Here is a 25,247-nt window from a genome sequence, read left to right on the forward strand (position 1 = left end):
ACAACCACCCTCCCGGCGCCAATCCCCCGGACCCGACCCGCCCCACCCACCAGCCCGCCCCACGCACCAGCCCCCCGTTCGCACCGGCCACCCCGTACACCGGCCCCCGGTTCGCACCGGCCACCCCGCGCACCGGCCCCCGGTTCGCACCGGCCACCCCGCGCACCGGCCCCCGGTCGCACACCGGCCACCCCGTACACCGGCCCCCGGTTCGCACCGGCCACCCCGCACACCGGCCCCCCCACACCCACCGACCCCGAAAGCCGACCCCCCGCCCCGCCCCCCGCCCCCTACCCCTTGAAGTACTCCGACATCATCCCGCTCACCCACCCCGGCTGACGCACCCCCGTCGGCACGAACTCCCTCATCACCGGCTTCAGATCCACCACCGGCGTCCCCGACACCGCGTCGAGTCCCACCACCCGCAGCTCCCGCCCCTCCACTCCCTCGATCTCGCACGCCGTCGCCCCCAGCCGGTTCGGTCTCCTCGGGCCCCTGCCCGCGAAGATGCCCATCGGCGGGAGGTCCTCGCGGCCCCGGTACGGGCGTGGTTCGTGGAAGGCTTCGGGGGCCGGTTCCGGGAAGCGGTCGAAGACGAAGAAGACCTCCACGTGGGAGAAGTCCTCAAGGCCCTGGAGGCAGGACTCGCCGAAGCGTTCGTCCACCGTGATCGTGCTGTGGACAGCACCCCAGTTGTCCGTGTTCTGGATGTCCGTCCGGTCGTTCCGGACCGTACCAATCGGCGTGATCTCGAAGCTCGGCATGGCCAGAGGCTATCCCCGCCCCCACCACACCACCGCGCCGAACGTGACGTCCGATTCCCGCCAGCAATCCGCCCCCGCCCCGATCATGCTGGCGGCATGACGACCTCATCTCCCACCGACTCGCTCACCGTCCTCACCGGCATGTACGCCGCGGAGGCCGACTATCTCGCCGCCGGCGGTCCCGGCGAGGCTTCGTTCGACATCCTCGCCCCCTTCTTCGCGCCGGACGTCGTGCTGCATCAGGCGGACGCGCTGCCCTACGGCGGCACCTGGCGCGGCCACGACGGTATGACGCGGTTCTTCCTCGCCATGGGACGGGCCTGGGCGGCCTTCGACATGGTGGAGCAGGAGTTCCTGGCCACCGGCGAGACCGCGGTCGTGCTCACCCAGGTCCGTGCGCGCGCTCGGGCGACCGGCCGCGAACTCGCCTTTCCCATCCTCCAGACCCTCACCGTCAAGCGCGGGCAGATCTCCGAGGTACGGCCGTTCTACTGGGACACCCGCGCCATTGCCGACGCCTGCGCCCCCTCCGCACCGCCGAGCTGACACCGACCCGTCACCAGTCCCGGTTCACGAAGTACGACGGGCACCGCACGCCCTCCTCCTGCGCCTCGTTCAGCGCCCGCAGCCGCTCCCCCCGCACCGGCTCCAGGCCCGACCCCTCCCCCGACCCCTCCCGCGGCCCGTCGCGGAAGTAGGAGATCGACTCCCGGCCCAGGTCCTCCACCAGCAGTGGCTCGCCGCGCGCGAAGGGCTGCTCGTCGTTCCACTCCACCGGATCCGGCAGCCGCACCGTCACCCGCTCCTCCGTCGACGGCGGTACGTGCCAGCGGACGTCGGTCAGCGTGACCTCCACCCACGGGAACGCGTCCGGCGGGTGCGGGACCTGCTTCACGGCCGCCACCGTGCCCTCCAGCAGGCGCTTCGTGCACGCGGCGTTCTCCAGGCGCGACAGCCCTTTGCCGTCCGCCCCGGAGTCCGCCCCGGCGTCCCCGGCGTCCCCCGCCGTCCCCCGTTTCCCGCCCGCCGCCGGGTCGTCCTTCGCGATACGGTCCGTCCCCGCGCCGCTGATCGTCGTGTACGCGAGCAGGCAGAACGCCACCACCGCCGCCGCGCTCACCACCACCGCCAGCGCCCGCCGGACCCCCCGCACCCGGCGGGCCGCCGGCGACGGCTCGGCCCAGCCCCAGTCCCCGCCCGAAGCCCCGGCCGCGGAGTCCTCTTCCGCCTCCGCCGCGATCAGCCCCAGCGCCCGCCGCAGCCGCGCCTCCTCCGCCTCCGTCAGACCCGGCACCTCACCCCACCTCCCTCTCCCGCAGCCGCGTGCGCAGCACCGCCGCCGCGCCGTGCAGGCGGCTCTTCACCGTGCCCTGCGGGATGCCCAGGGCCTCCGCGATGTCCTTCACCGGCAGGTCCGCGTAGTAGCGCAGCACCACCACCTGGCGCTGTCCCGGCGGCAGTTCCTCCAGGCCCTCCGCCACCGCCAGGGCCAGCAGCCGGGCGTCCTCGGGGTGTTCCGCCGGGCGGGTCCAGCGGGCGGCGAGGCGGTCGCGCAGGCCCGCGTCGCGGGTGCGGCCGCGGTGCCAGTCCGCGGCTACGCGGGAGGCGACCGCCGCCGCCCAGGCGGCCGGGTTGCGGACCGGGGCGCGGTCCGGGTCGAGGTGCTGTTCCAGCAGCTTGAGCTGGACCTGCTGCACGCCGTCGTCGAGTTCGCCGAACGGCACGCCGCCGAGTGCGAGCACGGCCCGTACCCGGCGCGCGTCGGCCGCGGACAGCGCCGTGTCCGCGCCGTGCGCGCGGTCCGCGCCGGGCCCGCCGTGCACGCCGTGCGCGCCCGGCCCGCCGTGCGCCGGTCTGCGGCGGACTGCCATCGCGTCCCCTCCCTCGCCCTGCCTGCAACCGCGTCAGGGCTATGACGGAGTACGGGCACGGAACGTTCGCCCGTGCCCCGGACCCCTCTCACCCCGGCACCACCGCCAGCGCGTCCACCTCCACCCGGAACTCCGGGCTCACCAGCCCCGCCACCTGCACCAGCGAACTCGCCGGCGGCAGCGCCGGGTTCTGGATCTCGTCCCGTACGCGGCGGAACGCCGGCAGGTCGTCGAGGTCCGTGAGGTAGACCGTCAGCTTCACCACGTGCTCCAGGCCGGAACCCGCCGCCCGCAGCGCCGTCGTGAGGTTCGCGAAGACCTGGCGCACCTGCGCCTCCGCGTCGTTCTCGCCCACCAGCCGGCCGGCCTCGTCCAGCGGCACCTGGCCGGAGACGGCGACCATGGTGCCCGTGAACGTCACCGCGTGGCTGTAGCCGTTGACCGGCGGGGATCCGTCGGGTCGGACGATGTGCTGCATGCGCGTGCTCCGCTCGTCGATCACTTCAGTGCTCAGCTAGTCGATCAGATTCCGGCATCTCGAACCTACCTTCCGCACGAATCTTGCTTTCCTTCCCGCCACGGGTGATATCCGGACACGTCATCTTCCATTCCCTCGCCGCGGGCCGCGCGATGGCAGCCTGGTAGCGACTGCGTGCACGAGCGAAACGGGGGCGAATCCATCGTGCGCATTGTGGTGATCGGTGCAGGCGTGATCGGTACGGCGCTGGCGGCGCAACTCGGCAGCGGGGGACAGCGGAGCGGGGGAGAGCGGGCGGACGGCGCCGTGCGGGTGTCGCTGCTCGACGGCGGCGAACCGGGGGCCGGGACCACGGCCGGCTCGATGGCCTGGATCAACGCCCATTCCAAGACCCCGCGTCACTACCACGAGTTGGCGGTCTCGGGCATGCGCGCCCACGCCGCCCTCGTACGGGCCACAGGGCCCGCCGCCTACGCGGACAGGGGAGGCGGCGCCGCCCCCCGGGGCCCCGCCCTCCGAGGCCCCGCCGCCCGCGGCCCCGGCAGCGCCCGCGGCCCCGGCTGGTACCGGCCCGGCGGTGCCCTCCGCTGGGCCTCCGACGGCGCCCCGCTCGACCAGCTCCGCCGGACCGTCGCCCGGCTGCGCGACTGGGGGTACGCCGCGGAGTGGATCCCCGTGCCCCGCGCCCGGGAGCTGGAGCCCGCGTTACGCATCGAAGACGCCGCCCAGGTCGCGTACTTCCCCGACGAGGCCGCCGTCGACCCGCGGCCCTTCGTCGCCCACCTCCTCGCCACCGCCCGCGCCCGCGGCGTCCACGTCCGTACCGGCGAGGCCGCCCGGGTCGTGGCCATCGACACCGCCGGCGGCCGGGTGCGCGGCGTGCGCTGCGCCGGGGGCGAGACGGTGCCGGCGGACGTCGCGGTGTGCTGCGCCGGGTGGCGGACCCCGGCGGTCGCGGCGCTGGCCGGCGCGTACGTGCCGCTGGTGCCCGGCGACGCACCGGGGTCCGAGGCGCCGACGCTGCTGGCCCACCTCCGGCCGGACGCCGCCGCGGGACCGCCGCTGACCCGCATGGTGCTCAGCCCGCGGCTGCACGCCCGCCCGCTCGCCGGCGGGCGCGTCTACCTGGAGGCGCTGGACCTCAACGACGAGGTGGACCAGCACACGCCCGCCGCGCACGTCACCGCACTCGCCCGCGAACTCCACGCCCGCGCCCGCGACATGCTGCCCGCCCTCGCCGGCACCGCCCGGCTCGCCGACGCCCGGGTCTGCACCCGCCCGCTGCCGCCGGACGACAACTCCATCGTCGGCCCGCACGCCGAGGCCGAGGGGCTGTACACGGTCGTGACGCACAGCGGCATGACCCTGTCCCTGCGGCTGGGGGAGCTGGTGGCACGAGAGTTGCTGACCGGCCGGGACGCGCCGGAGCTCGCGCCGTACCGGCCCTCCCGGTTCGTACGCCCCAGCGCTCCCTAGCGCGCCCAGGCGCCCCGGGCCCTTCCGTCACGCCAGGTCAGCGCAGCATCCGCGCCGCCTTGTACGAGAAGTCCCGCGCCGCCGGTACGTTCCGGAACGGCCGCAGCCGCTCCCGGAACCCGGCGAGATAGCCCCGTACCCGCTCCGACTGGATGTCCTCCGTGGCCCGCAGCGCGCCCGTCGCCACCTGGCAGGCGCGCTCGACCTCCCGCTGCTGGAGCCACGCGGTGGCCAGCACGACGCGCGTGAACGCGATGCTGCGCGCGTACCGGTCCGTGCGCGCCGCGATCCCGTGTTCCGCGTGCGGCCGGGCGGCGCGCGCCTGCCGCAGGTCGACGAGGCAGTGCGCGATCTCGTCGTGCAGCTCCGCGCCGCTGAAGTAGCGCAGCCAGACGGGCTCCTGGGCGGGGGTGCCCGCGGACAGCGAACTCTCGGCGTGCGAGAGGGAGATGGCGGTCGCGCGCGAGTCGCGCAAGCGGGCGTGCGCGCGGGCGGCCATGGCGTGCAGCACGGCGCGGCCGGCGGGCGTCAGGCCGGGCTCGGCCAGGCCGGCCTCGGAGAGTTCGACGGCCTCGCGGTAGTCGCCGAGGTGGACGGCCTGGTGGGCGAGGGTGCCGAGGATCTTGGCGGCGAACGCGCGGTCGTGGCCGTGGTACGCCATGTCGAGCGCGAGCCGCAGATAGCGCCGGGCGGCGCCGTGCCTGCCGGTGTCGTACAGCAGGTGCGCGGTGTGGTGGGTGACGAGGGAGGCGGCGCGGAACAGGTTGCGGCCGACCGCGCCCGTGTAGCTGCCTTCGAGCATCGGCAGCACGTCGGTACGGAGGTGGGTCATCGCGATCGACCGGGCGGCGCCGCCGCCGTAGCGGTTGTCGAGCATCGCCAGGTGCTCGGTCAGCGCATGGATCTTCGTGATGTCCGGCTGTCCGACACGGTACGAGCCCACGGCGCGCTGCGGCGGCGCGGGCGGCGTGGCGCGGCGCCAGCGGCGGACGGAGTCCCGCAGGTCGGTGGCGGAGACGGGCGGGAGGGCGTAGCGCGGGTCGGCGTCCCAGAGCTGGGCGGCGGTGCGGACGGCGCCGAGGGGCGTCGTCGGACCGCGCAGGCCGAGGTCGTCGGGGGGGAGGCGGCGGCCGATGGGGATCCCCCCGCCCGGGAGGACGTAGCCGGTGGGGGACGGGCCGCCGCGGCCGGTGAGGGCGTAGCCGGCGGGGGAGGGGGCGGCGATGTCGCGGGGGGTGATGTCGCGGCCGAGCCTGCGGGAGAACACGGCGGCGATCAGCTCGGGCGGCACGGAGGAGCCGAAGCTGCCGCGCAGCCAGCGTTTGACGTACGTGTGCGTGCAGCGCAGTTCGAGGCCGCGGCGCCGGCCCAGCTCCCGTACCTGGCCGGCGAGGGAGGTGGGGGTGAGCCCCGACTCCCGCATGAGCGCGGCCAGCCGGACGTTGACCCGCGGCCGCTCGTCTCCGGCGGCACCGGGGCTCGCGCCGGTGCCGGCGCCTATACCGGGCCCCCGGTCGGCCGAAGCCCTGGCCCGGGACGGGGTTCCGGTGGTGGACCGGGAGGTGAGGGCGGGCCGGGTTCCGGTGGTCGTGGTCGGGGGTGCTGAGGCGGGCCGGGTTCCGGGGGTGGCCGGGGGTGTTGGGGTGGGCTGGGGTGCGGTGGCGGTGGCGGTGGCGGTGGCGGTGGCGGTGGCCGGGGGTGCTGCGGTGGGCCGGGGTGCGGTGGTGGGTTCGTGCCGGGTTGCCGCCTCGTGCCCGGATGCGTCCCCGGCCCCCGCCGGAGCGCCGAACCGCCGGAACAGCGCCCGCCCGACCGCGTGCCCGGTCCCCCCGGGACCGGCACCCGCGTGCCCGCCCCCCGCGGCACCGGTCGCCTCCCGCCGGGTTGCCTTGCGGTCCCGTACGCCCCGCTCCCCGCCGGCCGGCACGCCCGGGTTCCGTACCTCCGGCTCCCGGGCCCCGCTCCCCCGTTCGCGTACCCCCGGAACGGCCGACGACCCCGGCCTCCGCTCCGCAGTCCCCCGCACCGCCCCCAGGCGCTCCCGCGCGAAGCGGTTGCGCCAGCGGCACACCGTCGCCGGGGTGATGCCGAAGCGGGCCGCCACTTCGCCGTTCGACTCGCCCGCCGCGCACGCCAGCACGATCCGGCAGTGCAGCCGTCTCGCCGCCGGGGTGGCGCTGTGTGCGACCAGGTGTTCGAGGAAGTGGAGTTCCCGATCCGTCAATGTCAACCGAGTCGTGGGCCTGCCTCGCGTCATGGACGCGCATTATTGCCCGTCCGGAACCGCCCGCAGGGCGCTCTGCCTCGGACGACCCTCGAACGACCTGGAAGATCACCCGATTTAATGCGCGTAGTGACCGTGAACGCTCTGCACACCCCCGGAACTTACGAACGGCACATGCCAGACGGCAGGCTACGGAGCGCAAAGTTCCGGTCTGAGCCGGCAGATCGAGGTAGCGCTTACATGACCACGACGGGACCACCCGCCGACGGCCACACCCCGCAGCCCGCGGACGACGACTCCCCGGGCCCCTCCTCGGGCGATGGGCGAGAGGACAGAGAAGACACCCAAGTCGCCCCAGCGGAGCCGGAACCCGGCCCCGTACCGCCGCCGCCGACGCTGCTGCGCGTCGAGCTGGCCAAGCGCGGCTGGGCGAGATTCTCCACGTTCGAAGTCCACTACACGCACGCCGCGCGCAAGGCCGCCGCCGAGTACGGCGACCCGCGGCTCGCCCGGCTCACCATCTCCAGCACCACCTTCAAGCGGTGGCTCGCCGGGGAGCAGATCCCGCGCGGCAACGCCGGCACCGTCCTGGAGCACATGCTCGGCATCGACGTCGACGCGCTCCTCGGCCCGGCGCCCACCCGCACGTTCACCACGCCCCGCCTGCCCGACGACGCCTCCCTCGCCACCGCCCGCGCGCTCGACGTCACGTGGTCCACGTCCTTCCTCTCGCCCACCGCGCCGGCTCCCGGCGGCGGCGGGGTCTGGCAGCTCGACGGCCACCGCGTCTTCGACGGGACGTCCGTGGCCGTGCAGTTGTACGAGGCCGAGGCCGGCTCCGACAGCGTCGTCATCGGGCCCGACGACCACCCGCACCTGCGGGACTTCATCCGCCCCGCGCGCCGCGCGCTCCTGCTCGCCGCGCTCGGTGCGCGGCGCGGCGAGGGGCTGTTCGTGCTCGACGCCGTGCGCGCCCGGCAGCCCGTCGCCGCCGACCCCGTGGACGTGCTGCCGATCCCGCGCGCGTACCGGCTCGACGACCTGACGTACGCGGTCCTCTGGGCCGTGCTCAACCTCGACGACGGCCTTCTCGCCGACGACGCCGTGCTGGAGGCGGAGCGCAGCGGCCTGGACGACTTCCTGACCCGCGAGCGGTCCGCCGTGGCCCGCTCGGCGATGCCGGAGCTGTCCGACGTCGGCACCGCGTGGCTCGGCTCGTACGTCTGCGATCAGCACATCCTGCGCGAGCTGCGCGCCGACTCCGGTGAGCCGCCGGTGTTCTGGGCGCGCGAGCAGTACGGCGAGGAGGCCGCCGCCTGGCTGTTCTTCCGGCACAAGCACACGTACCTGCGCGCGCTGCGCGACGTGCTCGCGGACGCCGGCCGCCCGTACGGGTACGCCTTCTGCCTGCCGCACAACGCGGTCAAGACCAGCGAGCGCTACGAGCGCACGCTGCTGTTCCTGACGCTGGCGCTGCTCGAGCGGCACGGGCTGACCACGTGGGTGGTCACGGAGCCGGAGTACGCGCAGGTGGACGGGTTCGCGCTGGTGCCGGGCGAGCGGGCGATCATCGCCAACTGGCTCCGCACGGACGGGATCTGGCAGGTCGACACCACCAGCCACTGGGCGCGGCTGCGCGCGTACGCCGACGCCGTACGGCACGCGCAGACGCACAGCGTCACCGACGGCGCCACGCCGGCGGAGCGGCTGCGCCGGCTGGCGGACCACCTGGACCTCGACTGGGCTTGGCTGACCGACCGGTGCGCGGAGCTGGGGCGCTACGGCAGCGCCGGGATGCTCCGGCCGCGCAGCCGGCTGATCGGCCTGGCGGAGCTGGACGACGTGCTGCGCTACGTCGGCGAGCTGGGGGCCGGCGACCCGGCCGCGCGGGAGGCCGCCGACGGCGAAACCGGCGTCTTCGCCGGGGCCGTGACCGGCGGAAACCGAACGCAGTTCCGGCTTGACCGGCACAGCGGCGGGCGAAGATAACGCACACGTTCGAACCCCCGGGAAGCGACCCCCAAACGACCCCGGGGAGCGGTGGCAACGACACCGGTTGCTGAGCAATGTAGATGTGGCTCACGGTGCCGTTGAGGCCACGGTGACCATCCGATGTGTGTGCGCCGCGCGCGCACTGCCCGGCAGACGGCCGGAAGAAACGCCGCACGACGCCGTACGACAGCGCAGCCAGATGCTGTCCTCGTACGGCCCATCCAGCGAGGAAGCCCATGTCCGACCACCCCGCTCCCGCCGGGAACGACGGTCCCCGCCAGGGCCGGTTCCCCTCCCGGCGGCGCCGCGCGGGCCGCGCCCTGCGCGCCCGGCTCTGGCGGGTCACGCTGCTGCCGGTGGCCGCCGCGCTGCTGGTGGGTGGCGCCACGACGTACGGCGCGCTCATAGGCGGGTCGACGAGCGCCGAGACCCGCATGATCATCGGTGCCGGAGTGCTGGCCGTGGTGGGCATCACGGTCCTGGCGATACTCCGCATCGGCGCGCTCGCCGACGCGCTCGACGCCGAGGAAGACGCCCGCACGGAACGCAACCTGGAGCTGACCGCGCTCCTGGAGGCCGCGCAGGGCGAGCTGCTGCGCCTGGTCGACCAGGCGCAGCGCGGCGAACGCCCCGAGCCCGACGCGCTGTCGCTGTCCTCCCCCGCCGGCTACGCCCGTGTTGGCGGGGGTACCCCCACTGCGACCCCCGCCGCCCGCGCCGCGGCCGACGTCACCCCCGAGACGGTGGAGCGCCTGGTGCACGCCACCGTGCACGCCGCGCTCAAGGCCGTCGTGGACGTCTCGTCCCGCGGCCGCATCGAGGTCTTCGTCAACCTCGCCCGCCGGCTGCAGAACCTCGTCATCCGCTCCCTGGACGAACTGGACGGGCTGGAGAAGCAGGTCGAGGACCCGGACCTGCTGCACGGCCTCTTCCAGCTCGACCACCTCGTCACCAGGCTCCGCCGCCAGGTGGAGAGCCTGGCGATCCTCGGCGGCGCCGTGCCGCGCCGCATCAGCCGGCCGATGCCGGTGAACGCCGTGCTGCGCTCGGCGGTCTCCGAGGTCGAGGACTACGGGCGCGTCAAGCTGGTGCCGCCGATGACCGGCGTGCTGGAGGGTGCCGTCGCCCCCGACGTCATCCACCTGATCGCCGAACTCGTCGAGAACGCCGCCGGCTTCTCCCCGCCGGAGACCAAGGTCGAGCTGCGCGTCGAGCCGGCCGCGGCCGGTCTGGTCGTGGAGATCGACGACCGCGGCCTCGGGCTGCAGTCCGACACGCAGGAACGGATGAACACCCTGCTGAGCCGGGCCACGCCGCAGGTCGTGGACGAGCAGATCAAGGACGGCCGCATCGGCCTCCTCGTCGTCGCGCACCTCGCCCGCCGGCACCGGATCCCCGTCCAGCTCCAGCGCAACGTCTACGGCGGCTGCCGCGCCACCGTGCTGCTGCCCAACGCGCTGCTGATGGACCCGGAGGAGAAGGACAAGCGCGCCGCGGCCACCCGCGAGCCGCAGCCCGCCGCGGCCGCCGCACCGCAGCCGCAGCCCGCCGCGATCGCCGCGCCGCAGCCCGCGGCCCTCGCCGACGGCGCCCCCGAGCGCCGCCCGGCCGCCGTCGGGAGCACCGCCCCCGCGTCGCTGCCCGCCGGTTCCGCCAACGGCGTGGCGCGGCAACGGCAGCCGGGCGCCGCCGAGATCAACGGCACGTCCCAGAGCACCGCCGGGTACGAGGCCACGGGCGCGCACCGGATCCCCGGTGTCCCCGAGACCACCGGCACGCACCGGATCACGGGGGGCCAGGAGATCACCGGCAGCCACGACATCCTCGGTGCCTACGACAACACCCCCGCCTACGACGGCACGGAGTACGAGAGCACCACCCCGTACGAGAACACCGCTGCCCACGAGCGCACCCCCGCGCACCCGGCGCCCGCCGCCGGCCACCCCGACGCCACCCCGCACACCACGGACCCCGCGGCCGGCTACACCCCTCGCCACGCCGCCCCGCCCCCCGCGTCGCCGGCCCCGGCTCCCGGGCAGCGCCCCCCGCTGCCCGAGCGCTCCGGCAGCCACCTGGTGCCCGAGCTGCGCCGCGAACCCGGCGTCCCCGGCGCCGCACCCGGCGCCGCTGCGCCGGCGCCCGCCTCCCCCCTGAACACCGGTCTGATGGCCAGCTTCACCGCCGGCTCCCGGGCCGCGGAGGACGGCGGCCAGCGCGCCGCCGACTACGGCGACTACGCCGACGAACCGGCCGGACCCGCCCCCACGCACCAGCACCGATCCACGGAAGGCCCGTCTTCGTGAGCGAAAGCCTCGACTGGCTTCTGGCCAACTTCGTCCAGCAGGTCGCCAGCGCCCGCAGCGCCGTCGTCGCCTCGACCGACGGCGTGCGGATGCACGCGCACGACCTCGACACCGCCGCCGCCGACCGGCTGGCCGCGGTGGCCACCGGGCTCTTCTCGCTCGGTGCCGGCATCGGCACCGACACCGTGAGAGGCGTGCGCCAAGTGCTCGTGGAGCACGAGGACGTCGTGCTGTGCGTGATGGCCGCGGGCCCCGGCGCCGTGCTGGCGGTGCTCGCCGAGCCGGATGCCGACCTGGGCGTGATCGGCTACGAGATGGGCCAGTTGGTCAAGCGCGTCCCGACCCACCTCACCTCGCCCGCACGGACCGCCGCGGCCGCGGCTCCGGGCTCCCTCCGGTGACATGACGTCGTACGACGACGCCCCCTGGGTGGAGGACGGAGCCCCGCGGTTACGCCCGTACGCGGTGACCGGCGGGCGGACCACGCCGACCCGCAGGCTGGCCCTGGAGACGCTGGTCATGGCCGCCAGGACGCTGCCGCGGGTGGCGCTGACGCCGGAGCACGACGAGACGCTGCGGGAGTGCCGTGCCGGTCCGCGCTCGGTGGCGGAGGTGGCCGGCCGGCTCGGGCTGCCGGTGGCGGTGACCAAGATCCTGCTGTGCGACCTCCTCGACACCTGCGCGCTCATCCTGACGGCGCCCGCGGGCCCGCCAGACCCCACCGACCCATACCTACTGGAGAAGGTCCTTGTCGGACTACGCAATCTCTGACGACTCCTTCGTCCCGCTGAAGATCGTGATAGCCGGCGGGTTCGGGGTCGGGAAGACCACGATGGTCGGTGCGGTGAGCGAGATCCCGCCGCTGACGACCGAGGAGACCCTGACCGCCGCGAGCGTCGACCACGACAGCCTGGACGGGGTGCCGGAGAAGGACGCGACCACCGTCGCCATGGACTTTGGCCGCATCACCCTCACCGCGCACCACATGATGCTGCTGCTGTTCGGCACGCCGGGCCAGAAGCGGTTCTGGTTCATGTGGGACCACCTCGCGAGCGGCGCCATCGGCGCCGTCGTCCTGGCCGACACCCGGCGGCTCGCGGACTGCTTCGCGGCCGTCGAGTACTTCGAGCGGCGCGGCCTGCCCTTCGTGGTGGGCGTCAACGAGTTCGACGACGCCTACCACTACACCCCGGAAGAGGTGAAGGCCGCGCTCCATCTGCGCAGCGACACCCCGGTGATGTGCTGCGACGCCCGCGCCACCAGCTCGGCGCGCAGCCTGCTGATCAGGCTGGTCGAGCACGCGCACGCGCGGTCCGTGGCGGCCAGGGCCGGGGTCCCGGCGGAACCGGAGACCGCGACCGGGCCGGTGTCCGCGTCCGAGTCCGCACAGCCCGTGCCCACCTCCCCACCGAGGAGCCCCGCATGACGACCTTCGACTACCACACCGCCCGCCACCTGATGACCGACGGGGAGCAGGACCAGGAGCTGGAGCGGCGCAAGCAGCGGCTGCACGAACTCGGCCTGGGCGACAGCCCCGACCCGGAGTTCGACGCCTTCGCCGCCCGGCTCGCCGAGGGCGCCGCGTCGCTGGCGCAACTGGGCGGGACCCCGTACGCGATGGTCAACCTCATCACCGACCACCAGTACTTCACCGGCCTGTACGCGCCGCCCGCCGACTGGGCCGACCCCAGCCTCGCCGAGCAGCCGGGCAAGCCGGAGGTGAGCCGGGTCATGGACCGCGACCACGGCTACTGCCCGCACGTCGTCGGCCGGCGCACCGCGCTGGTGCTGCCCGACGTGTGCGCGTACCCCCGCTTCGCGGGCAACCCGGTGGTGGACCAGATCGGCATCCGTACCTACATGGGCGCGCCGCTCATCGACCCGGTGACCGACGTGACGCTCGGCACCGTGTGCGTGGTGGACACCGAGCCGCGCCCGTGGGGCCGGCAGGCCCAGGAGGGCCTGGAGTTCATCAAGACCCAGGCCCGTTCGCTGATGGAGATCCTCGAAGAGCGCAGCCGGGGCCGGGCGGCGAGCTGAAGGCCCCCGCGGCGAAGCCGCAGGGGCCTTTCCCGGGGGCCCGCGCCCCCTGTCGCTCCGCTCCTCAGACCGGCTGGACGGAGTTCGGCGCGAGGCGCGTCGACCACGGCTCGTGGTCCGCGCCGAGCGCCACCTCCGCCAGCCGCAGCCGCTGCACGTCGGAGGTGCCCGCCGGCGGTAACACGTGGTACGCGTCGCGCAGATACCGCTCCACGGACATCTCCGGGTAGAGCCCGCAGGCGCCGTGCACCTCCATCGCCGTACGGGCCGAGTCGAGCGCGGACTCGACGTTGACCAGCTTGGCGTTCTGCAGCTCCGCGTCGCACGGCAGCCCGCGGTCCAGCAGATGCGTCGCGTGGTACGCGGCCAGCCTGGCCGTCATCAGCCGCGACTGCATCTCGCCCAGCCGCTGCTTGACGGTGCCCAGTTCGGCCAGCGGCTTGCCGTAGCGGATCTGCCGCGCGGCGAAGGCGGTGGTCTCCGACACGAGCGCCTGGTGGATGCCCAGGGCGACGGCGGTGAGGTTGGGCCTGCCGTACAGGATGCTGGAGGAGTACGCGACCGAGAGCCCGTCGCCCTCCTGCCCCAGCAGGTTCGACACCGGCACCCGGCAGTTGTCGAAGATCACCTCGCCGAAGCTGAAGCCGTGCAGGCCCATGGAGGGCCGGTGCGGGCCCAGCGTGCAGCCGGGGCGGTCGGCCTCCACCAGCAGCGCCGAGAGGCCCTTGGAGCCCGGTCCTGTGCGCACGACGACGCCGTGGAGATCACCGACGTGGCTGTTGCCGACGAACACCTTGCGGCCGTTGACGATGTACTCGTCCCCGACGCGCTCCGCGCTCGCCGACATCCCCAGCACATGGCTGCCCGAGGTCGGTTCCGTGACGGCTATGGTCGGCATGCAGACGCCGGCGGATATCAGCGGCAGCCAGGTCTTCTTCTGGACGGCGCTGCCGAAGTGCACGATCTTGGCGACACCGAGCTGCGACGCCTGCACCATCGCGCCCATGGCGGCGCTCACGCGCGAAAGTTCTTCGATCACGATCGTTTTGGCGAGGTGCCCCAGGTCCATCCCGCCGTACTCGGCCTCGACGGTGACGCCGAGCCAGCCCTGCCTGGCGATGTCGCGGGACAGCTCGAACTGCACGCTCCGCGACTCCTCCATCCCCCCGATACGGGGGCGGACCTCGCGCTCCGCGTAGGCGCGGACCTCCTCCCTGAGACGTATATGACGCTCCGTGAGGAAGTAACCGTCCATCTGAGTCTCGCCTTCTCGCGTGCAGGTGGGGTGAGCAGGTCGGCGTGGGCCTGTGGTGACAGAGGCCGGGTAGGGCCTCCACCCACGGTGAAGATTTATCGCCATCGCCGCAGTACCCACAAACGCTCGCTTCCGGGTCGTTCACCTCCCCGTATGCACGTGGTCGCGCTCCGCACCCGCCTCGTATGGGCGCTACGGTCCCATTTGCTCGACAGCCCGCCGCCCGCGAACGCCCCCGGAACGGCCCCCGGCCGGCCCACAGCGACCGACCGGCCGGGGGGCCGTTCCCAAAGGGGCGGAAAAGGGGCGCGGTTGGAGGTCGGGCGTCAGGTGAAGGAGACGGAGAAGCGGCGGTTGGCCAGGCTCGGGTTCTTCACCCGGACCTCCGCGACCCGCGCCGCGTCCAGGACCGCGGACGCCACCCCGGGGGCCTCGCCGGCGGAGGCGGCGATCTGGCCCATCGGGTCGATGATGGCGCTCTGCCCGCACGAGACGGGTCCCGTCTGGCCGCAGCCGAGGACGTAGACGGTGTTCTCGATCGCCCGGGCCCGCAGCAGCGTGGTCCAGTGGTCCTCCTTGACGGGACCGGTGACCCAGGCGGCGGGGACGACGATGGCCTCGGCGCCGGCGTCGACCAGGAACCGGGCCATCTCGGGGAAGCGGAGGTCGTAGCAGGTCATGACGCCGACGGTGAGGCCGTCGAGGGTGAAGGTCAGCGCCTTGGCGGGCTGCGGCTGGATGCGGTCCGACTCCCGGTAGCCGAAGGCGTCGTAGAGGTGCACCTTGCGGTAGACGCCGAACTGCTCGCCGCCGCGGTCCACGGCCAGGACGGTGTTGCTGGGCTTGCCGGCGCCGGTCGCGGCCTCCGTCATGCCGGCGACGATCGCGACGCCGTGCTCCTTGGCCAGCGCGCCGATCGCGGTGGCGAACGGGCCGTCGATCGCCTCCGCCTGACTCGCCGTCTCGGCCTGCGGGTCGGGGTTGGCGTACATCGAGTTCTCGGGGAGGACGACGAGGTCCGAGCCGCGCGCGGCGGCGGTGGCGACGAGTCCTGCGGCGGCGTCGAGGTTGGCGGCCTTGTCGGTGGTGGCGGCGAACTGGGCGACGGTGGCGAGCATGAGGTGGTGCCTTTCGTGTGGTGGAGCGGGACGGTCCGGCGGCGTGCGGTCAGGTACGCCCGGCCAGTGCGTCGGTCTCGGCGACCGCGGCGCCGAAGCCGGCCAGCAGCGCGCCGTGCTGCATGGTCAGCACGAGCCGGTCGGCGCCGTGCGCGAGCGCGAACGCCTTCTCCGCCGCCGACCAGGCCGGCAGCACCCACGGCTTGCCGGCCGCCCGGGCGGCGTCCGCGATGGCCGCGAGGTCCGCGAAGTCCGCCTCGCTCCTGGTGTACGCGCCGCGCGCGCGGCGCATCGACAGGTCGCTGGGGCCGACGAACACCCCGTCGACCACCGGCAGGTCGAGGATCTTCCCGATCTCCTCGATGGCCCCGGCGTCCTCGATCATCGGGTAGACCTGTGTCTCGCGGTCCTGCCGGGCGATCCAGTCGTCGTCGAACCCGCCGTAGCCCGCGGTCCTGCCGCCCGCGAAGCTGCGGTCCCCCAGCGGCGGGAACTTGCCGTACGAGCAGACCTCGGCGGCGTGCGCCGCGCTCTCCACGTGCGGCACGACGACGGCGGTGGCGCCGAAGTCCAGCGCCTGCTGGATCGGGCCCCGTTCGGGGCCGAGCACCTTGGCGAGCACGTCGAGGTCGAGCCGGCGCAGGAACGGGATGAACCGCTCCAGGTCGGCGAGGTCGAAGGCGCCGTGCTCGATGTCGAGCACCACGGCGCCGTACCCGGTGGCCGCCACGATCTCGGCGGTGGCGAAACTCGGGTCGGACAGCCAGGCGGCGTATTCGCGCCGGCGGTCGGTCGTGCGCGGGGGCATGAGCCTCCTTCGATTAGGTATACACTGCGTATACACATGGAACAGAGAGGGCGGGGAGCGTGTCAGTCGACGAGGACGGCCGTGCGGTGACGGCGCGGGCACGGGCGTACGAGTGGGTCAAGGAGGCGATCCTGCTGGGGCGGTACCCCGAGGGTTCGTTCCTGGAGGAGAAGGTCCTTTCCGTGGCCGCGGGGGTGTCGCGGACGCCGGTGCGCGAGGCGCTGCACCGGCTGGCCGCCGAGGGGTTCCTCGACCTGCTGCCGCGGCGCGGCGCGCAGGTCAGGCGCGTCACCGTGGCCGAGATGATCGAGACGTACGAGATGCGCCAGGTGCTGGAGATCCACGGCTTTCGCACCCTGTGCGACAAGCGTCTCGAAATCCCCGCCCGGCAGGCCGAACTGCTGGCGCAGATGGGGGACGCGGAGCTGCTGGCGCGCTGCCGCGCCGGCGACCGCGAGGCGATCGCCGAGCACGGCAAGCTCGACTTCCAGTTCCACTTCGGCTTCGTCCGGGCCACGGGCAACACGGTGCTGACCGACCTGTTCCGCAGCCTTCAGCCGCGGCACCAGCGCATCGGGGTCTCGGCGATAACCATCCGCCCCGAGCGGCTGCCGCTCATCATGCGCGAGCACCACGCGCTGCTGGACTCCCTCGGCGGGTACGAGTTCGAGGCCGCGGCCCGGACGATCCGCACCCACCTGAACCCCGACCAGACGGTGGTCGCCCACCTCGACTGACCGGCGGCGGCAGCGCACGGCGGTCACGCCGCCGCCATCTCGCGCCACAGCCGGCGCCGCTTCGCCTGCGCCACCGGGTCCGGCACGGGCGCGGCGGCGACGAGCCGCTTGGTGTACTCCGTACGCGGGTTGGCCAGCACCTCGCGCGCCGGGCCGTGCTCCACGAGCCGGCCGTTCTGCAGCACCGCGACCTCGTGCGCGAGGAGTTCGACCACGCCGAGGTCGTGGCTGATGAACAGGCAGGCGAAGCCCAGCCGGTCCTGGAGCTCGCGGAACAGCCGCAGCACGGTGGCCTGGACGGAGACGTCCAGCGCCGACGTCGGCTCGTCGGCGATCAGCAGCTCCGGCTCCAGCGCCAGCGCGCGGGCGATGCCGACGCGCTGGCGCTGGCCGCCGGACAGCTCGTGCGGGAACCGGCTCGCCCAGTGCGCGGGCAGCTCGACCTGCTCCAGCAGCTCGGCCACCCGGGAGTGCGCGGCGGCGCGGTCGGCGCGGCGGTTGACCAGCAGCGGCGCGGCGATCGAGTCGCCGATCGACCAGCGCGGGTTGAGCGAGGCGCCGGGGTCCTGGAAGACCATCGAGTACGTCGGCCGGAAGGCCCGCAGCCGGCGGCCCGACAGGCCGGTGACGTCGGTGCCGCAGACCTCGACGGACCCGCCGGTGGCGCGGGACAGCCCGACGACGGCCCGGCCGATGGTGGACTTCCCGGACCCCGACTCACCGACCAGGCCCAGGACTTCGCCCTTGCCGATGGTCAGGCTCACGCCGTGTACGGCCTTGAACCCCTTGCGGCCCAGCCGCCCTGGGTACTCGACCTCCAGGTCCCGTATCCGCAGCGTCGTGTCCTCCCCCGCCTGCCATCCCCCCGTGGGCGGGGTTACCCCCGCCGCCGCCTCCGGCCCGGTCGCCGCGGCGGCCCCGGCCTCGCCCGGGAGCGGGGGCGCCCCCGCCAATGGGGGCGTAGCCGGTGGGGGAGAGGGCGCAGCCGGCGGGGGAGGCGGCTTGGGCACGGCGGCCAGCAGCCGGCGGGTGTACTCGTGCGCGGGGGCGCCGAACAGCCGTTCCACGGGCGCCTCTTCGACGACCTCGCCCTCCTTCATCACCACCACGCGGTCGGCGATGTCGGCGACCACGCCCATGTCGTGGGTGATGATGAGCACCGCGGAGCCGAGGTCCCGGCGCAGGCCGCGCAGCAGCTCCAGGATCTCGGCCTGCACGGTGACGTCGAGCGCGGTGGTCGGCTCGTCGGCGATGATGACCTCCGGGGAGCCGGAGATCGCCATGGCGATCATCGCGCGCTGCCGCTGGCCGCCGGAGAGCTGGTGCGGATAGCTGTCGACGCGGCGCTCGGGCTCCGGGATGCCGACCTTCGTCAGCAGCTCGATCGCGCGGGCGCGGGCACCGGCCGCGGACACCTTCTCGTGGCAGCGGATGGCCTCGGCGATCTGCTTGCCGATGGTGTAGACGGGGTTGAGCGCCGTCATCGGCTCCTGGAAGATCATCGCGATCCGCTTGCCGCGGATGCCGCGCAGCGCCTCGTGGCCGAGGCCGAGCAGCTCGGTGTCATGGAAGCGGATGCTGCCGCGGTGCCGGGCGCTGCCGGCGACCAGGCCCAGCACGGACATCGAGCTGACCGACTTGCCCGAGCCCGACTCGCCGACCAGCGCGACGACTTCGCCGCGGCCGACGGTGAAGCTGACGTCCCGTACGGCGGGTGTCCACTCGCCGGCGACGCGGAAGTCCACCGACAGCCGCTCGACGCTCAGCACCGGCTCGGGCGCCGTCGCCTCCTTCTCCAGGCCGGCGCCGGTCACTTCGGCTCCGCCGCGGTGCCGGCGGCCGCCGCCGTACGGGTGTTGCGGTCGTACTCCGCCAGATACGCGGCGCAGAACCCGAGCACCCGCTCGATCCAGACCTCGCCCGTCTCGGCGCTGCCCAGGCTCACGTCGCCGGTGCAGCCGGTGGCGCTGATCTCGGAGAAGTCCCAGAGGACCGTGCCGGGTACGGGCTGGCCGGGGATGGCGGCCTCGGTGTAGCTGGTCGGGGTCCAGCCGGCCGGGGAGGAGAGCCCGCCCGGCTCGGCCAGCTCGCTCTGCACCTGCTCAGGGAACATCGCCAGCATCGCCGAGTGCTCCGGCTCGGCGCCGTGCCCGTAGGCGGTGGCCGGGTCGTCGTACACGTCGCGCATCAGGGCGTAGCCGAGCTGCCAGGGGTAGAGGTGGCCGACGAGGATGCCGAAGTCGCGCCGGGCGTCGATGGCGGCGCCGGTCACCGGGCCGACGTTGCCGCCGTTGTTGTCGACGATGACGATGCGCCGGAAGCCGGAGGCTACCAGGGCTTCCAGGATCTCGTACGTGACGTTGCGCAGCGTCTCCTGGCTGAGGGAGAGGTTCCCGGCGAAGCCGCGGAAGACGCCGGAGTGGCCGTAGTTGAGGGCGGGCGCGACCCAGTGGCCGTGCTCGCGGGCCAGCTTGTCGGCGACCCACTCGGCGACGATGGAGTCCTCGTGGACCGGCAGGTGCGGCCCGTGCTGCTCGATGGCACCGATGGGCAGCAGGACGACCGGGTCCTGCTCCGCCAGATGCTTGACCTGCGTCCAGGACAGTTCGCCGAGACGGTGGGTGTCGGGCAGGGAGACGGCCATGGGGCTGGTTCCTTTCGCTGCTGTGCTGGGGTGCTGCCGCGGTGCGGTGTGCGTACGGGAGTTCACGAGTCGGTGCCGCTGCGGCGGGGGTCGAGGAGGTCGCGCAGGCCGTCGCCGAAGACGTTCAGGGCCAGCACGATGAGGATGATCAGCACCGACGGGTAGATCAGCAGCGTGGGCTGGACCTCCAGGAAGTCGCGGCCCGCGCCGACCATCGTGCCGAGCGACGGCAGTGGCGGCTGGGCCCCGAGGCCGAGGAAGCTCAGCCCCGCCTCCATCTGGATGGCGAAGCTCACCGACAGGCTGAGCTGCACGATCACCGGTGCGGCGACGTTCGGCAGGATCGTGCGCAGCAGGATGGTGCTGCGCCCGGTGCCCATGATCTCGGCGGCCTCGACGTACTCCACGCTGCGGATCGCGAGCACCTGGCTGTAGACGATCCTGGTGAACCGCGGGATGTACAGCACGCCGATGACCATGACGACGTTGACCAGTTCGGGCCCCATCGCGGCGACCACGGCGATGGCCAGGACGATGGGCGGGAAGCTGAGCAGGATGTCGATGCCGCGCATGATGACGCTGGACGCCCAGCGGCCGCCGTAGCCCGCGACCAGGCCGAGCGTGGTGCCGATGGCGCCGGCGATGAGGACCGCGGAGAGCGCGACGGCCAGCGACGTACGCAGCCCGATGAGCAGCCGGGAGAGCACGTCGCGCCCGTAGTCGTCGATGCCGAGCACGCCGCCCTGGGTGAGCGGGGTGCCGGCGATGTCGCGGTAGTCGTGCGGCGCGATCAGCGGGGCGAGCAGCGCGGCGGCGCAGACCAGCAGCAGGAAGCCGCCGGCGATCGACGTCCGCCGGTTGGCGGCGAGGCTGCGCAGCAGGTGCCGGCCGCCGCGGCGGGGCGGGGTGGCGGCGGTGGGTGGTGGCGCGGCGGTGGTGAGTTCGACGGTCGGCATGTCAGGCTTCCTCCGCCCGCGGGTCGAGGGCTCGTACGACCAGGTCGCCGACGAGGTTGACGAGGATGACGACGGCCGCGACGGCGAGCACGACGGCCTGGATGACGGGGTAGTCGCGCTGCCCGACCGCGCTCATCAGCAGCGAACTCACCCCGGGCCAGCCGAAGATCGTCTCCACCAGCACGGTGCTGCCGATCAGCGTGGTCAGCTCCACCGTCGTCGCGGACGCCACCGGCAGCAGCGCGGTGCGCAGCGCGTGGTCCTTGATGACCCGCTGTTCGGCCAGGCCCTTGGAGCGGGCGGTGCGTACGTAGTCCGCGGAGAGCGTCTCCAGCATCGCCGCGCGCGTCATCCGCGTGATGACCGCGCACGAGGCGGCGGTGAGCGTCACCACCGGGAGGATCAGGATCTGCAGATGGGCCACCGGATCCTGCCACGGCGTGGTGAAGCGCTGCGGCGGCAGGATCGGCACGAGGAACGCGAAGACCATCAGCAGCAGCGTGCCGACGACGAACACCGGCAGCGAGATGCCGAAGATCGAGCCGGCTACCAGCGCGTGGTCGGCGGGCTTGTCCGCGCGGGTGGCCGCGACCCGGCCGAGCAGTACGCCGAGCGTGACCGCGATGATCAGCGAGACGAGCACCAGCTCCAGCGAGTTGCCCAGCCGGTTCGGCAGGTCCTGCATCACGGGGCGGCTGCTCATCAGCGAGGTGCCGAGGTCGCCCTGGAAGAGCCGGCCCCAGAAGCCGAAGTACTGGCTGACGAAGGAGTCGTTGAGGTGCATCGCGTCGCGGGTCTGCGCCACCTGCTCGTCGGTGGCGCCCTCGCCGAGCGCGGCGCGCGCCGGGTCGCCGGGGATGAGGCGGACGAGGAGGAACACGATGCTGCCGACGGCGAAGAGCTGCAGCGCCGCCTGCGCGAATCTGGTGAGGAGGAACCGTCTCATTTCTTGTCCATCCATATGCGGCGCAGCGTCACTCCGGTCCACGAGCCCTTGGGCGGGTGCCGGTAGCCCTTGACGTAGTCGTAGTGCGCCTCGCCCTGCTGGCGGCGTACGGTCCAGGTCATCGGCACCAGCTCCAGGGCCCGCTTTTCGACGTCCCGGTAGATCTCGTCGCGCAGCGCGCGGTCGCGGGTGCGGCGCCCCTCGGCGAGAAGCTGGTCGAGGCGCTCGTCCTTGAAGTCGGTGTTCTTGGTGAACGTGCCGGTGCTGCCGAGGAAGTCGGCAATGGAGGCGGGGTCGCCGAACTTCGGCGCGGTGCCCCAGGAGTGCACCGGGTACGACTTCGCCTCGACGCTGGCCCGGAAGGTCAGCCACTCCTGCTGGGTCAGCCGCACGTCCACCCCGGCCTCCCGGATGCCGGGCAGCATGGCCTGGGCGGGGCGGGCGATGACCGAGTACGTGCTGGTGGTGACGACCGGCAGCGTCAGCTTCTCCTGGCCGGCCTTCTTGAGGAGGAAGCGGGCCTGCTCGGGGTCGTAGGCCATGGTGTCGTCGAGGGAGGCGGAGTAGCGGGCGAAGGCCGGCGGCATCAGGGCGCCGTCGATGGGCTGGCCGTGGCCGAGGAGCGCGGTCTCCAGTACGGAGTCCCGGTTGATCGCCATCGCGACGGCCCTGCGGACGCGGACGTCGTCGAACGGCGGCTTGCTGGTGACGAAGCCGACGAAGCCGAAGCCGAAGCTGCGGTCCGAGGCGAGGCGCAGCCGGGGGTTCTCGCTGATGACGTCGACGTGGGTGGCGGGGACGTAGTCGATCATGTCGACGGTGGCGGTGCGCAGGGCCGTGACGCGGGCGTAGTCGTCGCTCATCGGCTGGAAGACCATCGCGTTGAGGTACGGCAGTTCGGGCTCGAAGTACTCGTCGAACCGCTCGTACGTCGTGCTCACCCCGGGGATGCGCTCCACGAACCGGAACGGTCCCGTGCCCATGACCTGCGTCTTGGGGTCGACGCCCGACTCGATCCAGCGCTGGGAGACGATGTTCGCGGTGGGGTTGGCGAGGACGAACGGGATCGTGGAGTCCGCCTGCTTGAGGCGGAAGACGACCGTGGTCGCGTCCTTGGCCTCGACCTCCTCGACCAGGTCGAGGAGCGGGCCCGTGGTCGCCGCGGTCTTCTCGTCCATCATGCGGCGGAACGAGAAGGCGACGTCCTTCGTGGTCAGCCGCGAGCCGTCGTGGAAGCGGACCCCGGGGCGCAGCTTGACCTCGTACGTGGTGTCGTCGGCCCAGCCGAACTCGGCGGCCAGGTCGCCGATGATCTCGCCGTCGCCGTCGTACTGCAGCAGCGCGTTGTACGTGAGCTGCCGCAGCAGGTCCGACGCGGCGCCCGTGGTGACGTGCGGATCGAGGTTGGCCGGGTCCGTGGAGAGCCCGAAGTGCAGCACCCCGCCGCGGCTCGGGCCGCCGGGCCGGGGCGTGACCTCCTCCATGGACGACGGCAGGTTGACCGGGCTGCCGCATGCGGCCAGCGCCGCGGTGCCGAGCGCGCCGCCGCCGGCGGCGAGGAGGTGCCGCCTGCTGATTGGTGCCATTGATTATCTCCACACATCGGGGCCAGGGGACGAGCCGTACCGGCGGTGGATCCACCGTGCATGTGGCAGGTATACACGGGGTCCACATAAGGGTCAACGGGTGTGCAGACCTTGATTCCGGATGAGAAGCGGTGGTCAGGGAGGTGCGGCGCAGCGGTGGCCGAGGTGGGCGGGCGCCCCTGCGGGAGCCCGTACGTGCCGTCAGCCCGGCAACTGGGCCCGGGCCTCGGCGAACAGCTCCGGATACGCGCTGCCCCAGGTGGCGGCGGCATGCGAGAGCGCGTCCAGGGCGGCCCGCACTGGGTCGGGCTCCGCGGCGCCGAAGAGCGCCGGCAGCGCCATGGCCTGCCGCAGGACGTTGTCGCAGGCGCCGTCCGTGGAGTCCACGAGGGTCTGGGGGACCCCGGGGTCGGCGAAGAGCCACTCGAAGGCGCGGCTGATGTCGTCGAGCGGCGCGGGCAGGGGCTCGCCCCGGTCCAGGGCGCCCAGGCCGGCGGCTATCCAGCCGACGCGGTCGAGCCCGGCCGCGGTCAGGGCCCGGCGCGCGGCCCAGCGGGCGAGGTCCCGCTGCGCCCGCGGCCCCGCGGCGTCGACCTCGTCGATCAGGTCGCGGTCCAGCCTGACCAGCATCCTCACGTTGCCCCCGGCGGCGAGCACCCGCGCGCTCGGGATCCGTCCGCCCCACCGCGCACGCTCCGCGCGCTCGTGGGCCTCCGCGCGCTCGCGCTCCTTCGCCTCCCGGTCGCGGCGCGCGGCTTCCGCCAGCTCCCCGGGCGTGGGCGGCTGGGGCAGGCCGCGGGCGTGCTTGTGCCAGTACGCGGCGCAGCGGGAGGTCTCGCGGACCACCAGGTCCGGGGCCGGCGGGGCCGGCCAGAACTGCAGCAGGTAGTGGTCCGCGGGCGGCCCGCCGCGGAGCACGGCCGACTCCGCCGCCGGATGGACGTCCATTCCCCGCGCGCAGTACCGCACCCGGTGGTCGGTCTCCGCCAGCTCCGCGGCGCACAGCTCCCCGTCACCCCACGGCAGCACCGCCGTCCTCGGCGAGGCGGGCCGGAAGGAGACCTCGACGACGTCCTCCCACATCTCCGCCAGGGGCGGTGCCCCGTCGTGCACCTCGACGGTCAGCCCGACCCGGCCGGTGTGCAGCCCGGTGGTGAGGAACAGGTACCCCGGCACGGAGGCACCGCACAGCCCGTTGCGCTGGCCGGCGCGCGCGTCCCAGGGCTGTTCCCCGAACTCCTCCGGCCGGCTCTCCACGTAGAACTGCATGTAACTGACAGGCAGTTCGCCGCTGTACACCGTCTCCATGGCGTCGAGTCTGCCCGCCGCCACTGACAACGGGACGGCGCGAACGCGCGCCGGGACCCCTGCGGGGCGGGCGTGCGTACGTTCAGTGGTGCGGACACGCCCCTGCCGTGCGGCGGGAGGGGGCGCGGTGGGCGGTCTGCGCCGGGCTCCTGGTCATGCCGGTGCCGGGTCATACCCGTGCCGGGGCATGCCGGTGCCGGGCTCCGCGGCGGGGTCCGCGCGCGACCCGGCGTGCCCGGGGCGGGTTCGGCGGGTCTAGGGGACCAGTTTCAGGTCGACCCAGGGGATCGTCTCGCCCGGCAGCACGTAGCGCTCGGTCTCGACGAAGCCGTGTTTGTGCGCGAACCGCAGCCCGGCGTCGTTCGACGACAGGACCACGGTCGCGATCTGCTCCGCGCCCAGCTCCCACGCCTTGAAGAGCCCGCGCGCGTACAGCTCCTCGCCGATGCCCCGGCCGCGGTGGGCCGCCAGGACGCGGGCGATGACGGTGGCGGTGCGGGTGTCGTCCTCGGGCGGGCGCACGGTGCTGCAGCCGACGAGCACGTCGTCGGCGTAGGCCAGCTCCAGGTGGTGCCGCCACGCCCGGTCCCGTACGTCGTCCAGGGAGAGGTGATGCGTCGGGATCGTCGCGTTGTGGACGCGGCGCCAGTCCCGGAGCGCCTCGTCGTCGGCCGGCGGCGTGAAGCGGAGATCGGACACCCGGGCAGCCAACATCGCGGACGGCCCGCGCGTCAAACCGCG

Annotated in this window: 24 protein-coding genes; 9 read left to right on the forward strand and 15 right to left on the reverse strand. The window is 73.7% G+C overall.

Annotation, left to right across the window (positions count from 1 at the left end):
- Nucleotides 1–290: 290 nt before the first annotated feature.
- A complete protein-coding gene (locus ACFYVJ_RS14930) occupies nt 291–764 on the reverse strand; it encodes an SAM-dependent methyltransferase (protein ID WP_388890893.1) in 474 nt (157 codons plus the stop codon).
- Between the two features lie 96 nt (nt 765–860).
- Between ACFYVJ_RS14930 and ACFYVJ_RS14935 the strand changes: the two genes are divergently transcribed.
- The gene (locus ACFYVJ_RS14935) at nt 861–1,310 is read left to right on the forward strand and encodes a nuclear transport factor 2 family protein (RefSeq protein WP_388890895.1); all 450 of its coding nucleotides are present in this window, start codon (nt 861–863) and stop codon (nt 1,308–1,310) included.
- 10 nt (nt 1,311–1,320) lie between these two features.
- Here ACFYVJ_RS14935 and ACFYVJ_RS14940 read toward each other — a convergent pair whose 3' ends face one another.
- The 3 genes from ACFYVJ_RS14940 to ACFYVJ_RS14950 form a co-directional block, all read right to left on the reverse strand.
- On the reverse strand, nt 1,321–2,058 hold the full coding sequence (locus ACFYVJ_RS14940) for a hypothetical protein (protein ID WP_388890898.1): 738 nt from the start codon (nt 2,056–2,058) through the stop codon (nt 1,321–1,323).
- 1 nt (nt 2,059) lies between these two features.
- Complete coding sequence (locus ACFYVJ_RS14945; protein ID WP_388890901.1) at nt 2,060–2,635, reverse strand: RNA polymerase sigma factor; 576 nt, start codon at nt 2,633–2,635, stop codon at nt 2,060–2,062.
- 88 nt (nt 2,636–2,723) lie between these two features.
- Nucleotides 2,724–3,113: a RidA family protein gene (locus ACFYVJ_RS14950; protein ID WP_047016926.1), complete on the reverse strand. Its 390-nt coding sequence runs from the start codon at nt 3,111–3,113 to the stop codon at nt 2,724–2,726.
- Between the two features lie 213 nt (nt 3,114–3,326).
- Here ACFYVJ_RS14950 and ACFYVJ_RS14955 point away from each other — a divergent pair, with 213 nt between their 5' ends.
- Nucleotides 3,327–4,589 (forward strand): NAD(P)/FAD-dependent oxidoreductase, encoded by a 1,263-nt coding sequence (locus ACFYVJ_RS14955; RefSeq protein ID WP_388890904.1) that lies wholly within the window; start codon nt 3,327–3,329, stop codon nt 4,587–4,589.
- 37 nt (nt 4,590–4,626) lie between these two features.
- Here ACFYVJ_RS14955 and ACFYVJ_RS14960 read toward each other — a convergent pair whose 3' ends face one another.
- Nucleotides 4,627–6,813, reverse strand: coding sequence for a helix-turn-helix domain-containing protein (locus tag ACFYVJ_RS14960; RefSeq protein WP_388890907.1), 2,187 nt, complete (start codon nt 6,811–6,813; stop codon nt 4,627–4,629).
- A gap of 240 nt (nt 6,814–7,053) precedes the next feature.
- Here ACFYVJ_RS14960 and ACFYVJ_RS14965 point away from each other — a divergent pair, with 240 nt between their 5' ends.
- The 6 genes from ACFYVJ_RS14965 (at nt 7,054) to ACFYVJ_RS14990 (ending at nt 13,148) form a co-directional block, all read left to right on the forward strand.
- Entirely contained in the window at nt 7,054–8,802 is a 1,749-nt protein-coding gene (locus tag ACFYVJ_RS14965) for a hypothetical protein (protein ID WP_388890910.1), read from the forward strand.
- Nucleotides 8,803–9,041: 239 nt separating this feature from the next.
- On the forward strand, nt 9,042–11,108 hold the full coding sequence (locus tag ACFYVJ_RS14970) for a sensor histidine kinase (protein WP_388890913.1): 2,067 nt from the start codon (nt 9,042–9,044) through the stop codon (nt 11,106–11,108).
- The gene (locus ACFYVJ_RS14975; RefSeq protein WP_388890916.1) at nt 11,105–11,509 is read left to right on the forward strand and encodes a roadblock/LC7 domain-containing protein; all 405 of its coding nucleotides are present in this window, start codon (nt 11,105–11,107) and stop codon (nt 11,507–11,509) included. Before ACFYVJ_RS14970 ends, ACFYVJ_RS14975 begins: the two co-directional genes overlap by 4 nt.
- 1 nt (nt 11,510) lies before the next feature.
- A complete protein-coding gene (locus tag ACFYVJ_RS14980) occupies nt 11,511–11,879 on the forward strand; it encodes a DUF742 domain-containing protein (protein WP_388890919.1) in 369 nt (122 codons plus the stop codon).
- Nucleotides 11,857–12,534 (forward strand): ATP/GTP-binding protein, encoded by a 678-nt coding sequence (locus tag ACFYVJ_RS14985; protein WP_388890921.1) that lies wholly within the window; start codon nt 11,857–11,859, stop codon nt 12,532–12,534. The genes ACFYVJ_RS14980 and ACFYVJ_RS14985 overlap by 23 nt, the downstream gene beginning before the upstream one ends.
- Complete coding sequence (locus ACFYVJ_RS14990; RefSeq protein ID WP_347578093.1) at nt 12,531–13,148, forward strand: GAF domain-containing protein; 618 nt, start codon at nt 12,531–12,533, stop codon at nt 13,146–13,148. Before ACFYVJ_RS14985 ends, ACFYVJ_RS14990 begins: the two co-directional genes overlap by 4 nt.
- A gap of 64 nt (nt 13,149–13,212) precedes the next feature.
- On the opposite strand, the gene ACFYVJ_RS14995 is transcribed toward ACFYVJ_RS14990, so the two are convergent.
- The 3 genes from ACFYVJ_RS14995 to ACFYVJ_RS15005 form a co-directional block, all read right to left on the reverse strand.
- On the reverse strand, nt 13,213–14,403 hold the full coding sequence (locus ACFYVJ_RS14995; protein ID WP_388890925.1) for an acyl-CoA dehydrogenase family protein: 1,191 nt from the start codon (nt 14,401–14,403) through the stop codon (nt 13,213–13,215).
- Between the two features lie 326 nt (nt 14,404–14,729).
- Nucleotides 14,730–15,521 (reverse strand): carbon-nitrogen hydrolase family protein, encoded by a 792-nt coding sequence (locus tag ACFYVJ_RS15000; protein ID WP_388890928.1) that lies wholly within the window; start codon nt 15,519–15,521, stop codon nt 14,730–14,732.
- Nucleotides 15,522–15,570: 49 nt separating this feature from the next.
- A complete protein-coding gene (locus tag ACFYVJ_RS15005) occupies nt 15,571–16,329 on the reverse strand; it encodes an HpcH/HpaI aldolase/citrate lyase family protein (protein WP_388890931.1) in 759 nt (252 codons plus the stop codon).
- 59 nt (nt 16,330–16,388) lie between these two features.
- On the opposite strand from ACFYVJ_RS15005, the gene ACFYVJ_RS15010 reads away from it, so the two are divergent.
- The gene (locus tag ACFYVJ_RS15010) at nt 16,389–17,066 is read left to right on the forward strand and encodes a GntR family transcriptional regulator (RefSeq protein ID WP_388890934.1); all 678 of its coding nucleotides are present in this window, start codon (nt 16,389–16,391) and stop codon (nt 17,064–17,066) included.
- Between the two features lie 23 nt (nt 17,067–17,089).
- On the opposite strand, the gene ACFYVJ_RS15015 is transcribed toward ACFYVJ_RS15010, so the two are convergent.
- The 7 genes from ACFYVJ_RS15015 to ACFYVJ_RS15045 form a co-directional block, all read right to left on the reverse strand.
- The gene (locus ACFYVJ_RS15015) at nt 17,090–18,880 is read right to left on the reverse strand and encodes an ABC transporter ATP-binding protein (RefSeq protein ID WP_388890937.1); all 1,791 of its coding nucleotides are present in this window, start codon (nt 18,878–18,880) and stop codon (nt 17,090–17,092) included.
- The gene (locus ACFYVJ_RS15020) at nt 18,877–19,710 is read right to left on the reverse strand and encodes a creatininase family protein (protein WP_388890940.1); all 834 of its coding nucleotides are present in this window, start codon (nt 19,708–19,710) and stop codon (nt 18,877–18,879) included. The genes ACFYVJ_RS15015 and ACFYVJ_RS15020 overlap by 4 nt, the downstream gene beginning before the upstream one ends.
- A 62-nt stretch (nt 19,711–19,772) precedes the next feature.
- Nucleotides 19,773–20,666 (reverse strand): ABC transporter permease, encoded by an 894-nt coding sequence (locus ACFYVJ_RS15025; protein ID WP_388890943.1) that lies wholly within the window; start codon nt 20,664–20,666, stop codon nt 19,773–19,775.
- 1 nt (nt 20,667) lies between these two features.
- Nucleotides 20,668–21,612: an ABC transporter permease gene (locus tag ACFYVJ_RS15030; RefSeq protein ID WP_388890946.1), complete on the reverse strand. Its 945-nt coding sequence runs from the start codon at nt 21,610–21,612 to the stop codon at nt 20,668–20,670.
- Entirely contained in the window at nt 21,609–23,198 is a 1,590-nt protein-coding gene (locus tag ACFYVJ_RS15035; RefSeq protein WP_388890948.1) for an ABC transporter substrate-binding protein, read from the reverse strand. The genes ACFYVJ_RS15030 and ACFYVJ_RS15035 overlap by 4 nt, the downstream gene beginning before the upstream one ends.
- Nucleotides 23,199–23,399: 201 nt before the next feature.
- On the reverse strand, nt 23,400–24,506 hold the full coding sequence (locus ACFYVJ_RS15040) for a hypothetical protein (protein WP_388890950.1): 1,107 nt from the start codon (nt 24,504–24,506) through the stop codon (nt 23,400–23,402).
- A 255-nt stretch (nt 24,507–24,761) separates the two neighbouring features.
- A complete protein-coding gene (locus tag ACFYVJ_RS15045) occupies nt 24,762–25,205 on the reverse strand; it encodes a GNAT family N-acetyltransferase (RefSeq protein WP_388890953.1) in 444 nt (147 codons plus the stop codon).
- Between the last annotated feature and the right edge of the window lie 42 nt (nt 25,206–25,247).

The sequence above is a fragment of the Streptomyces sp. NPDC004134 genome, assembly GCF_042874195.1.
Classification (GTDB): Bacteria; Actinomycetota; Actinomycetes; order Streptomycetales; family Streptomycetaceae; genus Streptomyces.